13 protein-coding genes and 1 riboswitch are annotated in these 14,015 nt (G+C 72.1%); of the genes, 4 read left to right on the plus strand and 9 right to left on the minus strand.

The annotated features are described in order from the left end of the window. Positions 1-2 precede the first annotated feature (2 nt). Positions 3-210, minus strand: a riboswitch (cobalamin riboswitch). 13 nt (positions 211-223) lie between these two features. From cobG to ACGFNP_RS36690, 3 genes are read left to right on the plus strand one after another with little or no spacing between them, the layout of a single operon-like run. Beyond that, positions 224-1,462 (plus strand): precorrin-3B synthase, encoded by a 1,239-nt coding sequence (gene cobG, locus ACGFNP_RS36680; protein ID WP_393326606.1) that lies wholly within the window; start codon positions 224-226, stop codon positions 1,460-1,462. A gap of 38 nt (positions 1,463-1,500) precedes the next feature. Continuing rightward, positions 1,501-2,121 carry a precorrin-8X methylmutase gene (locus ACGFNP_RS36685; protein ID WP_358317984.1) on the plus strand — a complete coding sequence of 207 codons (621 nt, stop codon included), beginning with the start codon at positions 1,501-1,503 and terminating at the stop codon, positions 2,119-2,121. Positions 2,122-2,126: 5 nt separating this feature from the next. After that, positions 2,127-3,605: a precorrin-2 C(20)-methyltransferase gene (locus ACGFNP_RS36690; RefSeq protein ID WP_393326609.1), complete on the plus strand. Its 1,479-nt coding sequence runs from the start codon at positions 2,127-2,129 to the stop codon at positions 3,603-3,605. Here ACGFNP_RS36690 and ACGFNP_RS36695 read toward each other — a convergent pair. The 5 genes from ACGFNP_RS36695 to ACGFNP_RS36715 all read right to left on the minus strand — a co-directional run bounded on the left by ACGFNP_RS36695 (position 3,596) and on the right by ACGFNP_RS36715 (position 8,067). Beyond that, positions 3,596-4,327 (minus strand): cobalt-precorrin-6A reductase, encoded by a 732-nt coding sequence (locus ACGFNP_RS36695; RefSeq protein ID WP_393327501.1) that lies wholly within the window; start codon positions 4,325-4,327, stop codon positions 3,596-3,598. The genes ACGFNP_RS36690 and ACGFNP_RS36695 overlap by 10 nt on opposite strands. Positions 4,328-4,389: 62 nt before the next feature. Further along, a complete protein-coding gene (cobM, locus tag ACGFNP_RS36700; protein ID WP_393326612.1) occupies positions 4,390-5,133 on the minus strand; it encodes a precorrin-4 C(11)-methyltransferase in 744 nt (247 codons plus the stop codon). A gap of 40 nt (positions 5,134-5,173) precedes the next feature. Further along, positions 5,174-6,382 carry a precorrin-6y C5,15-methyltransferase (decarboxylating) subunit CbiE gene (gene cbiE / locus ACGFNP_RS36705; protein WP_393326614.1) on the minus strand — a complete coding sequence of 403 codons (1,209 nt, stop codon included), beginning with the start codon at positions 6,380-6,382 and terminating at the stop codon, positions 5,174-5,176. Beyond that, a complete protein-coding gene (locus ACGFNP_RS36710; RefSeq protein WP_358317980.1) occupies positions 6,379-6,774 on the minus strand; it encodes a pyridoxamine 5'-phosphate oxidase family protein in 396 nt (131 codons plus the stop codon). Before ACGFNP_RS36710 ends, cbiE begins: the two co-directional genes overlap by 4 nt. A 63-nt stretch (positions 6,775-6,837) precedes the next feature. Next, complete coding sequence (locus tag ACGFNP_RS36715) at positions 6,838-8,067, minus strand: RNA-guided endonuclease InsQ/TnpB family protein (RefSeq protein ID WP_393326617.1); 1,230 nt, start codon at positions 8,065-8,067, stop codon at positions 6,838-6,840. Between the two features lie 137 nt (positions 8,068-8,204). Between ACGFNP_RS36715 and cobF the strand changes: the two genes are divergently transcribed. Further along, positions 8,205-8,948, plus strand: a complete 744-nt coding sequence (gene cobF / locus ACGFNP_RS36720; protein WP_358317978.1) for a precorrin-6A synthase (deacetylating) — start codon at positions 8,205-8,207, stop codon at positions 8,946-8,948. Between the two features lie 10 nt (positions 8,949-8,958). Here cobF and ACGFNP_RS36725 read toward each other — a convergent pair whose 3' ends face one another. From ACGFNP_RS36725 to ACGFNP_RS36740, 4 genes are read right to left on the minus strand one after another with little or no spacing between them, the layout of a single operon-like run. After that, entirely contained in the window at positions 8,959-10,875 is a 1,917-nt protein-coding gene (locus ACGFNP_RS36725; RefSeq protein ID WP_393326620.1) for a hypothetical protein, read from the minus strand. A gap of 14 nt (positions 10,876-10,889) precedes the next feature. Beyond that, positions 10,890-11,780 (minus strand): carbohydrate ABC transporter permease, encoded by an 891-nt coding sequence (locus ACGFNP_RS36730; protein WP_393326622.1) that lies wholly within the window; start codon positions 11,778-11,780, stop codon positions 10,890-10,892. Then, positions 11,770-12,669 (minus strand): sugar ABC transporter permease, encoded by a 900-nt coding sequence (locus ACGFNP_RS36735; protein ID WP_358317975.1) that lies wholly within the window; start codon positions 12,667-12,669, stop codon positions 11,770-11,772. The genes ACGFNP_RS36730 and ACGFNP_RS36735 overlap by 11 nt, the downstream gene beginning before the upstream one ends. Further along, the gene (locus ACGFNP_RS36740; RefSeq protein WP_358317974.1) at positions 12,666-14,015 is read right to left on the minus strand and encodes an extracellular solute-binding protein; all 1,350 of its coding nucleotides are present in this window, start codon (positions 14,013-14,015) and stop codon (positions 12,666-12,668) included. Before ACGFNP_RS36740 ends, ACGFNP_RS36735 begins: the two co-directional genes overlap by 4 nt.

Below are 14,015 nucleotides of genomic sequence, written 5' to 3' on the forward strand. Positions count from 1 at the left end.
CCAGTAGCGGGTGTCACGACGGCAGGAGTCTCCTGGCTCCCGGATCAGCGCTCGCCCCGGCCTTCCCATCCGTCGCCGGACAGTGGCCTTCGTGGGGTTCGCTCCCCGGTCACAGTGGCGGGACCGCGCCGGTTTCGCACCGGCTTCCTCCCTTTGCCATCGCCTCCCGATCAGACCACGGCAGGGGCGACCACCGCAAGAAACTGGCGTTACCATCCTCTTCGTGTCCATAGCCGACTTTTCCGGACGTGTGCGCCCCGACGCCTGTCCGGGGGCGCTACAGGTGCACGAGGCCGCCGACGGCCCGCTTGCTCGGGTCCGCCTGCCCGGCGGCGCGGTGTCGGCCGCCCAGCTTCGCGAGCTGGCCGCCTGCGCCACCGACCTGGGCTCCGGGGTGATCGAGCTGACGTCCCGGGCGAACGTCCAGGTGCGCGGCCTGCGCTCGGCCACCGCCTTCGCCGAGCGGATGGCCTTTGTTGGGTTGCTGCCGTCGGCCGCGCACGAGCGGGTACGCAACATCGTCGCCTCGCCCCTGAGCGGACGCGGACCCGCGGGCCTGCTCGACACGCAGCCGCTGGTGGAGGCGCTGGACCAGGCGCTGTGCGCGTGTCTCCGGCTGGCCGGGCTGCCGGGACGGTTCCTGTTCGCGCTGGACGACGGGAGTGGCGACGTGGTGGGGCTCGGCGCGGACGTCACGTTCGTTGGGGGCACCGGCCGGCTGCTTCTGGCGGGGAGGGACTCCGGGCTCTCCTTGCGTGGGGAGGCGGCCGTGTCCTACATGATCGCCGCAGCCGAGGCGTTCCTCGACGAACGGGAGAGCGCCTCCGCGCTTGATACCGAGGTCCGGCAGGAGAGCGCCTCCGTGCGCGAGGGCGAGGCCCAGCGTGACAGCACCGCGTGGCGGATCGGGGAGCTGGAGGACGGCGCCGCCAGGATCGCCGCCCGGCTGGGCGGCGTCGCGGTCGACAGCCCGCCATTCGCTCCGGAGACACGGGGTGCGGGGCTCACCGAGCAGCGGGACGGGCGCGTGGCGCTGGAGGCGGTGGTTCCGCTCGGCCGGTTGACCGCCGCCCAGGCCCGCGCGATCGCCGCCGCCGCCGAATCCGGCGTCGCCGTGCGGCTGACGCCGTGGCGGACCGTGGTGCTCCTCGATCTGCCGCCATCCCACGCCGACCACGTGGCGCGGGCGCTCGACGCCGCCGGGCTGGTGACCGATCCGGCGTCGCCCTGGGTGGGCGTGACCGCCTGTACCGGCCGCCCCGGCTGTGCGAAAGCGCTGGCCGACGTACGGGAGGACGCGCGGCGCTGGGTGGCGGACCGCGATGGCCCCACGGCCATGCCCGTGCACTGGGCCGGTTGTGAGCGGCGTTGCGGGCTGCCCCGGGGGCCGGTCATCCAAATGGTCGCCACAGCCGACGGATACGTCGCCGCAACCGACGGGCACGTCACCACAACCGACTGATACGCCGCCACAACCGACGGATACCAGGAAAGGCAGCAGTGACCGACTACATCCGTGACGGCGCCGAGATCTACCGGCGGTCGTTCGCCACCATCCGTGCCGAGACGGACCTCAGCGGGATCCCGCCCGAGGTGGCCCAGGTGGTGGTGCGGATGATCCACGCCTGCGGCATGACCGACCTGGTGAACGACGTGGACTGGTCACCCTCGGTCGTCACGCGGGCCCGTGCGGCGCTGCGCGGCGGCGCTCCCGTGCTCTGTGACGCCATGATGGTCGCCTCCGGCGTGACCAGGCGCAGGCTGCCCGCGGGCAACGAGGTGCTGTGCACCCTCGGCGCTCCGGGGGTGGCCGAGCTGGCCGAGCGGCTCGGCACCACCCGCAGCGCCGCGGCGCTCGAACTCTGGCGCGACCGGCTCGACGGCGCCGTGGTGGCCATCGGTAACGCGCCGACGGCCCTGTTCCGGCTGCTCGAACTGGTCGCGGAAGGGGCGGGCAGGCCCGCGGCGGTGCTCGGCATCCCCGTGGGGTTCATCGGCGCGGCCGAGTCCAAGCGGGCGCTGGCCGAGAGCGGCCTCGAATACCTGGTGGTGCACGGCCGTCGCGGCGGCAGTGCGATGACGGCGGCGGCGGTCAACGCCATCGCGAGCGAAGCGGAGTGATCACGATGACCGGACGGCTGTACGGGGTGGGCCTCGGTCCCGGCGACCCTGAACTGGTCACGGTGAAGACGGCCAGGCTCATCGGCGAGGCCGAGGTGATCGCCTACCACGCCGCCAGGCACGGCCGCAGCATCGCCCGCTCCATCGCGCTGCCGTACATGAAGGAAGGGCAGATCGAGGAACTGCTGCTCTACCCGCTGACCACGGAGACCACCGACCATCCGGGCGGGTACCAGGGCGCGCTCGACGACTTCTACGCCGACTGCGCCGCCAGGCTGGCCGCGCATCTGGACGCGGGCAGGACCGTGGTCGTGCTGGCCGAGGGCGACCCGCTGTTCTACGGCTCCTACATGCACCTGCACAAGCGGCTCGCGCACCACTACCCGACGGAGGTGGTGCCCGGCGTCACCTCGGTCAGCGCCGCCTCCGCCGTGCTGGGCCGTCCGCTGGTGGAACGCGACGAGGTGCTCACCGTGCTGCCCGGCACGCTGCCCGCCGAGGCGCTGGCGGAGCGGTTGCGCGCCACCGACTCGGCCGCGGTGCTCAAGCTGGGCAGGACGTTCTCCAAGGTACGCGACGCGCTGGCCGAGGCCGGGCGGCTGGACGACGCCTGGTACGTCGAGCGCGCCACCATGGGAGCCGAACGAGTGGCGCCGCTCAAGGACGTGGACCCGGGCGACGTACCGTACTTCTCGCTGGCCCTGCTCACCAGCCCGGCCGAACGGACCTTCGTCCCCTCCCCCGCGCCGGCCGAGGTCACCGGCGAGGTCACCGTGGTGGGGCTCGGCCCCGCCGGACGGCCGTGGTTGACGCCGGAGGCGCAGGAGGCGCTGGCGGCGGCCACCGACCTGGTCGGGTACGGCCCGTACGTGGACCGGGTGGCGCCGAACCCGCGCCAGCGCCGCCACCGTACCGACAACCGGGTCGAGGCCGAGCGGGCCAGGCACGCGCTGGATCTGGCGCGCGAAGGCGCGCGGGTGGCGGTGGTCTCCTCCGGCGATCCCGGTGTGTTCGCGATGGCCAGCGCCGTGCTGGAGGCGGCGGTGGACTTCCCGGACGTGCCCGTGCGCGTGGTGCCCGGGCTGACGGCCGCGCAGGCGGTGGCGAGCCGGGTGGGCGCGCCGCTGGGCCACGACTATTGCGTGCTGTCGCTGTCCGACCTGCTCAAGCCGTGGGAGGTGGTGGCCGACCGGCTGGCCGCCGCGGCCCGGGCCGATCTGGTGCTGGCGCTGTACAACCCGGCCTCGCGCAGCCGTACCTGGCAGCTCGCCGCCGCCCGCGACGTGCTGCTGGAGCACCGTGACGCGGCCACCCCCGTGGTGATCGGCCGCGACGTCGGCGGCGCGCACGAGAGCGTCACCGTCACCACGCTCGGCGAACTGGATCCCGCGCGCGTGGACATGCGCTGCCTGCTGATCGTCGGCTCCTCGACCACCCGCGTGGCGAAGAACGGAACCGTCTACACCCCGCGCCGCTATCCGTGAACCCACTCCACGGCCGCCGCCACGGTGTCCACCAGCCGGACACCCTCGGGCAGCGGCGGCCGGTTCACCATGATCACGGGTAGCCCGAGCCGCCGGGCCGCGGTGAGCTTCGCGGTGGTCAGCTGACCGCCGCTGTCCTTGGTGACCAGCACGTCGAGGCGGTGCTCGCGGATGAGCGCGAGTTCGCCTTCGACGGTGTACGGCCCGCGGTCGAGCAGCACGTGCACGTTGGCGGGGACGGGCGGCTCGGGCGGATCGACCGACCTGGCCAGCAGCCACACCCCGGCGAGCCCGCTGAAAACCGGCAGGCTCCGGCGCCCGGTAGTGAGGAACACCCGCGCAGGCTCGGGCAGGAGGTCGGCGGCGGCCCGCAGGGAGCCGACCCGCTGCCAGGCGTCGCCCGGCTCCTCCTGCCAGCCCGGTCGCCGCAGCACCAGCAGCGGCACACCCGTGCTCGCCGACGCGACGGCCGCCGAAGCGGTCATCCGCGCCGCGAACGGATGGGTGGCGTCCACCACCGCGTCGACTCCCTCGGCGACCAGCCAGGCGGCCAGCCCCTCAGGGCCGCCGAACCCGCCCTCGCGCACCTCGCCGACCGGCAGCCGCGGGTTGGTGACCCGCCCGGCCAGGGACGACACGACGCGCACACCCGGGTCGGCGGCCAGCTCCGCGGCCAGCGCCCTGGCCTCGGCCGTGCCACCGAGGATCAGGATCCGTCTCACGTCCTCGTCCCGGCCGACGCTGGCGAGGGTCACGTCCTCGTCCCGGCCGGCGCTGGAGGGAGTCATGTCCTCGTCCGGTCGGCGCTGTAGAGGTGGCTGTCGGGGAACTCCGACGCCGACAGCACCCGGCCCACGACGATGACCGCCGTACGCCGGATCCCGGCCGCTTTGACCTGGCCGGCGATGTCGGCCAGCGTCCCGCGCAGGATCACCTCGTCCGCCCTGCTGGCCCGCGCCACCACCGCGACCGGGCAGCCCAGCCCGTAGGACGGCTGCAACTCCGCCACCACCGCGTCGATCCGCTGTACGGCCAGGTGCAGCACCAGCGTCGCGCCACTCGCCCCGAGCGTCGCCAGGTCCTCGCCGTCGGGCATCGGCGTGGCGCGCCCCGAGACGCGCGTCAGGATGACCGTCTGGCCGACCCCGGGCACGGTCAGCTCCCTGCCGAGCGAGGCCGCGGCCGCCGCGAACGCCGGCACCCCCGGGACCACCTCGTACGGCACCCCGAGCGCGTCCAGTCGCCGCATCTGCTCGGCCACGGCGCTGAAGACGGACGGGTCGCCGGAGTGCAGCCGCGCCACGTCCAGCCCGGCCCGGTGCGCGGTCACCAGCTCTGTGACGATCTCGTCGAGCGTCAGGTTCGCGGTGTCGACCAGTCTGGCCGCCGGCGGGCAGGACGCAAGGAGCTCGCGGGGCACCAGCGAACCGGCGTACAGGCACACCGGCGCGGACTCCAGCCGCCGCACCCCGCGTAACGTGATCAGGTCGGCGGCTCCGGGGCCGGCCCCGATGAAGTACACGGTCATGGCACGTCCCTCCTGGGACCCTCCCCGAGCAAGCACACGGTCATGGCAGGTCCTTCCTGGTCACCGACCAGATGGTCACCGGCATCGCGGGCCGCCATCCGGTGAAGGCCCCGACGGGCGAGGCCCGCTGTACGGCCAGGCGCACCAGATCGCCGCCGAGCCGGCCGTACCACTGCCCGACGACGGCCTCGGACTCCAGGGTGACGGCGTTCACCACGAGCCTGCCGCCGGGGCGCAGCGCCGCCCAGCAGCGCTCCAGCAGTCCCGGCACGGTGGCGCCGCCACCGACGAACACCGCGTCCGGCGCGGGCAGCCCCTCCAGCGCCGCCGGAGCCCGGCCTTCGACGACCCGCAGCGCGGGCACCCCGAGGGCGTCGGCGTTGCGCCGGATCGCGGCGGCCCGGTCGGCCCGGCTCTCGATCGCCACTGCCGCGCATGACGGGTGGCCGCGCAGCCACTCGACGGCGATGCTGCCCGCCCCCGCTCCCACGTCCCAAAGCAGCTCTCCGGGCAGGGGCGCGAGCCGCGACAGGCTGACCGCGCGGACCTCGCGCTTGGTGAGCTGGCCGTCGTGCTCGTACGCCGTGTCGGGCAGCCCGGGGACCAGCGCGAGCGGTTCGGCGTCCGGCCCCGCCACGCACTCGACGGCGATCACGTGCAGGCCGGACCGGGCGGCGGCCGTCCAGCTCTCGGCCGTTCCCGCCTGCGCGCTCTCCGCCGCCGAGCCCAGGTCCGACAGCACGGTCATCGGGCTCGGGCCGTACCCCCGCTCCACGAGCAGCCCGGCCACCCGCGCCGGGGCGTCGAGACCGGAGCCCAGCACGACGACCCGCTGCCCGGGCAGCACGGCGGCGTTCAGCGTCGCCAGGGAGCGGCCCACCAGGCTGACCACCGTCACCTGCTCGACCGGCCAGCCGAGCCGGGCGCACGCCAGTGACAGCGACGACAGATGCGGCAGCACCCGCACGCGGGCCGTGCCGAGCAGGCGCACCAGCGTGGAGCCGACGCCGTAGAACATGGGGTCGCCGCTGGCCAGCACGCACACCTCCCGGTCCGCGTGGCCGTCCATCAGCGCGGGCAGCGCGGGGAGCATCGGCGACGGCCACGCGACCCGTTCGGCCGCTGAGGGAGGGATGAGGTCGAGCTGTCTGGGACCGCCCATGAGCACCTCGGCCGCCTCCAGCGCCCGCCGCGCATCGGGGGCCAGCCCGGCCCAGCCGTCCGCGCCGACACCCACGACGGTGATCACACGTTGCCCAGCACGCGCACCACCCGGATCTCCACGACGACCCGGGACGGGTTCGGCCGGGGCGGCTTGTAGCGGGCGGCGTAACGGCGCTCGGCGTCCGCGACCTGCTCCGGCTCGGTGCGCAGCACGGCCCGGCCCTCCAGCGTCGACCAATGGCGGCCGTCGACCTGGCAGAGCGCCACCCGCGCGCCGTCCGGCACGCACTCCGCGATGAGCCGGGCCTTGTACGAGGTCCCGGAGGTGATCACCCGGGCGGTGCCGGTGGCAAGGTCCAGCGTCGCGCCGACGGGCACCACGTGCGGCGTGCCGTCGGGACGGACGGTGGCGAGCGTGCACAGGTGCCGCTCCTGCCAGAACTCGGCGAACGGTTCGCCCTGCTCGACCAGGTTCACGAGGCTCCTTGGGTGATATGCGATGGCCAGCCTATATCCGCCGTTCTGGCACACTCTTACGGATCAACTACCTCCGGCTGAAGCCGGTGGTTTGCTCTCACGGTCCCGTCTGGCTGAAGGGAGGCCGGTAGCGTGTGGCTGGTTGATGACAGCCCAGCCCGTAATGCCGCGTGTGGCGATGTTGCGGGCCGCGATGTGGTCGGCGTGCCCAGCGAGGCCACACCGGGTGCAGACGAACCGGCCCCGCGCCGGCCGATTCGCCCTGGCCACCCACCCGCACTCCGGACAGCCCTGCGAGGTATACGCAGGGTCGACCAGCAGGAAGTCGACTCCGGCGCGGGCGGCCTTGTAGCGGGTGAACGCGATCTGCTGGGCGAACGCCCAGCCGTGCAGGGTGCGCCGCTGGAACCGATGAGCCCTGACCCGCCCGCGGATACCCCGAAGATCCTCCAAGGCGACACCACGACCGGTGCGTTCGGCTTCACGCACCACAAACTTGCTGATTTGATGGTTGAGGTCGGTCATCATCCGATGCTCACGCCCCGACAGGCGGCGCAACACCCGCCGCGCCGCAGAAGTGCCCTTCTTCTGCAACCGGCGGCGCTGGCGATGCCGCCGCTCCCGCAGCGTACGCACGTGGCCATTACCGCCGATCGGGCCGGGGAGGGCCGGGCCGGGCAGCACCACCCGGTCGGAGGTGACCGCCAGGTTCGCCACCCCTTGATCCACCCCAAGAAAGCCGCCGACCGGCTTGCGTACCACCGGTTGGGGCAGGGTGAGGGCGACCTGCAGCAGCCACACCCCGCGCCGGCAGACCAGGTCGGCCTCCCCCCTCGGCAACGTATCCACGGCCTTGAGATCTTCCGGCCGGCCGCTGTAAGGGACGATGACGCGGCCGGTGGGAGTCCACAGCGACACGGTGCGGGCGTCACGGTTGAAGCTGAGCAGCCGGGCGTCGTAGGGGACGGCGCCGTGCGGTCGGAAGATATGAGCCCGTTTCTTGGTGGAGCGCCGGTTGGCGTACGCGCCGGTGACCCGGGCGATCGCCCGCACCGCCGCCTGCGCGCCGAGCCCGGCCACCCGCGCCCGCACCTCGTAATAGGCCAGCCGATGCAACTCCACTACCGCAAAGACGCGATGCTGCCAGGCCAGCCGGGACACGACGGTGGCCGCCTCATTGCACAAAAGCACCGCTGCCGCCAGCGCCTCAGCCTGGACCGGCGTCGGCGTGAGCCGCAGCTGCACGACCGTGGGCAAGCCGTGCCGTTTGGCGGCGGAGCGACTGATCGCCATCACGCACCTCCTGTCACAGCATCCTCACCCACCGCACACATTACCGAACGTGACCGAGTCTTTCCATACTGTTTTCGAAAGGAGAGGTGGTGCTTCCTCCCAGCCCTGAAGGACCGGGTCTCCGCGCCGCCATTCAGATGAAGCGGCTAATCATCATCGGCATCGGGGCCGGCGACCCCGACCACCTCACGCTTCAGGCGGTCAAGGCCATCGCCGCCGCCGACGTCTTCTTCATCGTGGACAAGGGCGAGGTCAAGCACGACCTCGTCCAGCTCCGGCAGGATCTGATCCAGGAGCACGGCCGCGCCCCGTACCGGATCGCCGAGGCCCGCGACCCCGAGCGCGACCGGACTACCCCCGCCTACGCCGCCGCCGTCGAGGACTGGCGCGCGCGCCGCGCGCTGGCGTGCGAGACCCTCATCCGCGACGAGCTGGCCGACGGCGAGACCGGGGCGTTCCTCGTGTGGGGGGATCCCGGTGTGTACGACAGCACGCTGGCCATCGTCGAGCAGATCCTGGAGCGCGGGCACGTCGTCTTCGACTATGAGGTGATCCCCGGCATCAGCAGCGTCGCCGCGCTGACCGCACGCCACCGCACCAGCCTCACCCAGGTCGCGCGGCCCGTGCATCTCACCACCGGCCGCCGCCTGGCCCAGGAGGGCGCCACCGCCGACGACGTGGTCGTCATGCTGGACGCCCACTGCTCCTTCGCCGGCCTCGACGACTTCACCATCTACTGGGGCGCCTACCTGGGCACGCCCGACGAGATCCTGGTGTCCGGGCCGGTGGCCGAGGTCGGCGACCGCATCCGCGCCCTGCGCGCCGAGGCGCGGGAGCGCAAGGGCTGGATCATGGACACTTACCTGCTGCGGCGCACGTGAGCGAAGCGGCTCACTCCCACGGCTGCCGGTACGACGGCTGGTAGGCCCGCAGCCGCAGCCGAAGGGTCAGCGTGACGGTCGTGCCCGCCGGTAGCTCCACCGTGAGGTGCGGCCCGTTCACCGCTAGCTCGGTGCTCGACGGGACCGGCTCGTGGTGGATGTACTCGGTGTCCCGGCCGGTCCAGCCGGGCTCGGCGCCGGTCGCGGTGGCGGTGACGATCTCGTGCTCGCCGAACGCGCCGGCCTGGACGACGATCACGCGGTCGTCGGTGGCCGAGAGGTTGACCAGCGTGAGCACGGTCGCCTCCGGCTCGATGGCGCTGACCAGGGCGGCGACCTGGTCCGGCACGCCGGGACGGCGGCGTGTCGCGTCGAAGTAGCGGACCCTCGCCTGCTGGAGGCCGCCGTTGTAGATGACCTGCGGGCCGCCCCACATGAGCTGGGCCAACGCCTCGGTCACGACCGGGTTGACGTTCTGCCACAGGTGGATCGCCTCCTCCGGCAGGTCCCGGTCGGCGTTGGCGAGCAGCAGGGCGATGCGGCGGCGGGCCTGGGCGTGCGCGGCGGCGAGGATCTGCTGGGGGTAGTCCGGATTGTCGCCGCACAGGTAGGCGTACCAGGGCTCCTCGTGCCCGGCCTCCTCCTTGTCGCGGAACGGCCGTACCGTTGCCCAGTCATAACCGGTCGCGGCGCGCAGCGCGTCCAGGCGGGCTCGGTCCTCGGCCGCGCCGGTGTGGTGCCACAGGGCGAACGGGACCGAGGTCTGGACCGGGTTGTAGTCGAACCAGCCCTTGTCGCTGTGCCGGTACGGCACGAGAAGGGTGGGAGTGTCCACGTCAGAGCCGAGATGAGCGCGCCAGCGGCCCTGGTTGGCCGAGTCGCTCTGGCTGAACGGCAGCTTGACGCCGAGGCCGATGACGGCGTCCAGCAGGGAGCGGACCAGGTCCAGGTAGCCGTCGTCCCGCGTGGCCAGCGCGGCGCTGAGCGCGCCGACGGCGGTCGCCTGGCCGACGCTGTACATGCCGTGCGGCCAGGTCCAGCCGTAGTGCCCGCCGTACCAGCGCCCGTCCAACTGGCTGCCGACCACACCGTCCAGGCCGACGTTGTCCGGGATGACGCCGCCGTTGTCCTGGGCCCGGCGCTGCCAGGCTCCGACGTACTCGCGCAGCCAGGCGGCGTACCGCTCGTCGCCGGAGACCAGGAAGGCGTTGCAGACCAGGCCGGCCACGCTCAGGTTGCCGGCCGCGTCGCCCCTGCCCAGCCGCTCGCGCATCTCCGCGCCCAGTCGCGGATCGTCGGTGAGCGCCGGGACCGGCGCGTCGGCCGGCAGCAGCCAGTCGAGCGGATAGCCGTACTGGGCGGCCTCCGCCTCGGTCCAGGGATACGCGGGGGTGTCGGACACCCCTTCCCGGGCTCCCCCGCTGCCGTTGTGCGGGGCCTTGATGATGCGGTGCGCGGGGTCGTAGTTGGCCGGGCCGAGATAGAGATCGGCGAACCGGGTCGCCCGGTCCGCCCAGGCCGCCGGGTCGGCGGCGGTGAGGAAGTAGGTGAAGAGCAGGCTCTCCCCCTGATGGAACCAGTCGTAGCCGATCTCGAACTCGTCGGCGAACATGCCGAGCTCGGTCATCTGGGCGACCACGCCGTGCCAGTGGTGGGCGCACGCCGGCAGCAGGTCGTCCGCGCCGCCCAGCAGGTAGAGCTGGGGCCAGTTGAAGAACGGTTCGAAGAAGTCGTCCGCGCCGTCACGGGTGGACAGCCGGCCGGTGTAGCGCAGCGAACCGTCAGGCCGGGTGTACCGGTCGGCGAACAGCCGCCACCCACTGTCCAGCAGGTCCAGCAGCGCGCGCTGGGACAGCGCCCACGCCGGCGGGTCGATGACGGGGACGCTCGCCGTGACAACCGGCGGGCGCCGGGCGGAGCTGGTCATACGATGAGTACTCCTCATCCCTTGGTCGCACCGGCGGTCAGCCCGGCGACCAGGAAGCGCTGTGAGAACAGGAACACGAGCAACACCGGGGCGATGGAGACCAGGGTGGCCAGCACCAGTTCGGGCGGCTGCACCTCGGCGTTGGCCCCGACGACGGGATTGAAGGTGGGGGTCGCGGCCAGCATCTGCGTCAGGCCGACCTGCATGGGGTAGTTGCCGCTGTTCGGCAGCATCACGTACGGCAGGAAGAAGTTGTTCCAGTTGTTGACGAAGCTGAAGAAGGCGACCAGCGCGACCACCGGCTTGGCCAGCGGGAGCGCCACCCGGAAGAAGGTCGCGGACTCGCTGCAACCGTCCAGCCGGGCCGCGTCCAGCAGCTCGCCGGGGACGCTGGTGGAGAAGTAGATGTAGGCCAGGTACACGCCGAACGGGAAGAACGACATCGGCAGCACGACCGAGGCCGTCTTGTTGACCAGCCCGAGATAGCTGAGCTCCAGGAAGATCGGCAGCACCAGGGCGGTCGCCGGCATCAGCATCACGACCAGGGTGACGATGAGCAGCAGGCGCCGGCCCGTGAAGCGCATGAGCGCCATCGCGTACCCGGCCGGGATGCCGACCAGCAGGGTCAGCGCCACCGAGAGCGCGGAGTAGACGACGGAGTTCGTCATCCAGGTCAGCACCGCCCCGTCCTGGAAGGACATGAGGTGCTGCCAGTTCGTGACGAGCGAGCCGATCGAGCCCGGGGACAGCGGGTTGCCGTGGATCAGGTCGGCCGGGCTCTTGGTCGAGGCGAGCAGCAGCCACACCATGGGCAGGACGAAGAACAGCGCGAAGGCCAGCAGCAGGACGGTGACGAGTCCCCGGCCCACCACACGGGCGACGCCCGCGGTCGGATCAGTCCGCATCGAACAGACCTCCCTTCGCGACGAACAGGCCGGCGCAGCACAGCGCCACGATGAGCAGGTCCATCGCGATCGCCGCCGAGCCGTTGAAGTCGTTCTGGTCGAAGGCGTACAGGTAGGCGAGCTGGTTGAGCGAGTAGTCGGTGCCGACCACGCCGAAGCTGGCCTGCGAGACGAGCTGCGGCTCGACGAAGAGCTGGGTGCCCGCGGCGAGGGACAGGATCAGCATGTAGACGATCCACTTGCGCAGCATCGGCAACTGCACCCGCCACGCCGTCTTCACCGGCCCGGCGCCGTCCACCTTGGCCGCCTCGATCACCGTGTTCGGGATGCTGTTCAACGCGCCGTACATGACCACGATCCAGCCGCCCGCGCCGGTCCAGAAGGCGATGACGGTGAAGATCCACGGCAGGTGCCCTGGCGCGATCACCTGCACGAGCGTGCTCCCCCACAGCGAGCGGACGAGACCGTCCACCGGGCTCACGGACGGGTCCAGCATGAACAGCCACAGCAGCACGCTCGACGCGCCGGCCAGCGCGCCCGGCACGTAGTAGACGAACCGCAGCGCGGCCCGGGACCAGCGCGAGGTGAGCCGGTGCACCACGAGCGCGAGCACCAGGACCAGCACGGTCAGGGTGACCAGCCATAACACCAGGTAGGTCGCCACATGCCCGACCGCGGACAGGAACCGGTAGTCCTGGGCGGTACGGACGAAGTTGGCGATGCCGGCGAAGCGCCCGTCGCCGTCGGTGAAGGCGAGGTAGAGCGCGTACACCGTGGGCGCGACCCCGAACGCGATCAGGAGCACCACGTACCCGGAGACGAAGACGTGCCCGGCGGCCGGCCGCCAGGGACCGGAGCGGCCCCTGGCGTGGGTGGCGACGACGCTCACTTGGTGACCTGGTATCCGGACACCTGAGCCTGCTGCTCGATCGCCGTCTGCCAGTCCGGGAGCAGGGACTCGATCGTCTTGCCCGCGGTCTGGCCGGGGATGACGGTCTTGGCCCACACCGCCTCCGCGCTGAACTCGGGCGAGCCCCAGCCGGACCAGACCTGACCGGCCGCGGCGGTGATCGGCGCGGCGATGTCACCGGCGTAGTAGCCGCTGTCCTGCTGCTTCTTGATCCACTTCGTCGCCGCGGCGGAGAAGGCGGGGTAGCCCGGCGAGAGGGCGACCTGGTACTCGTCGGCGGTGGCGACCCAGCTGATGAAGTCCTTGGCCGCCTGCAGATGCGCGGTGTGCCGTGACAGCCACCAGGTGCCGCCGCCGACGTTGCCGGTCACCGGCGGGTTCTGGTCCGCCCAGTGCAGCGCGGGGCCGACCGCGAGCTCGCCCTTCGGGGTCTTGAGCGTCCCCTGGAACACCGCCCCGCCGTACCAGGCCGGGCCGGGCAGCATGAGCACCTTGTCGCCCTGGTTCTTGGCGAAGTCGGGGCCGAACAGCGGCAGCATGGACATCGTCTTGTTCGCGACCAGCTTGTCCAGCATCCGCGCGGTCCGTACGCACTTGGCGTCGGTCACCTTGACGGTGATCGCCTTGGCGCCGGTGACCTGATTCGCCGGGCACTCGCCGCCCCACATGTAGATCTCCGGCGCCCACGCGTCACCGGCCGTGCCGACGATGTATCCCGGGTGCTCGGCGGCCACCTTCTCGCCCAGCGCCTGGTAGTCCTCCCAGGTGGCGGGCAGCGTGTAGCCGAACTTGTCGAGCAGCTTCTTGTTGTACCAGAGCACCACCTGGGCCAGGTCGTTGCGCAGGCAGTAGACGGTGCCGTCGACGGAGCACACGTCGAGCGCGCCCTTGGCGAAGCCGCCGAGCGTGGCCTCGTCGAGCAGACCCTTGTTGAGCGGGGCGACGAAGGCGTCGTCCCCCTGCGAGGCCCAGGAGGCGGTGTTGTTGTCGGTGGTGAACACGACATCGGGCCAGCCCTCGCCGGCTCGATTGAACAGTTGCACCTTGGTCTTGAGGGTGTTGGAGCCGTTCGCGTTGCCGTCGTAGGTGACGATGTCCAGCGGTACGCCGGCGTGCGCGGCCTGGTAGGCCTTCGCGGCGTCGAGCCGGGTGGAGTCCACCCAGACCACGAGCTTGCCGTCCTTCTTCTGCTCGGCGGTGGTGAACCCGTACGGGGAGCCGGTGCCGGTCGGCTTCGACGAACCCGCGGGGTTCGGGGGACCGCAGGCCGCGACGGCGAGAAGAACCGCGGCTGCGGTCACCACCGACAGGCTTCGTCGTCTCAT

The organism is Nonomuraea sp. NPDC049269 (assembly GCF_043197155.1).
Lineage (GTDB): Bacteria > Actinomycetota > Actinomycetes > Streptosporangiales > Streptosporangiaceae > Nonomuraea.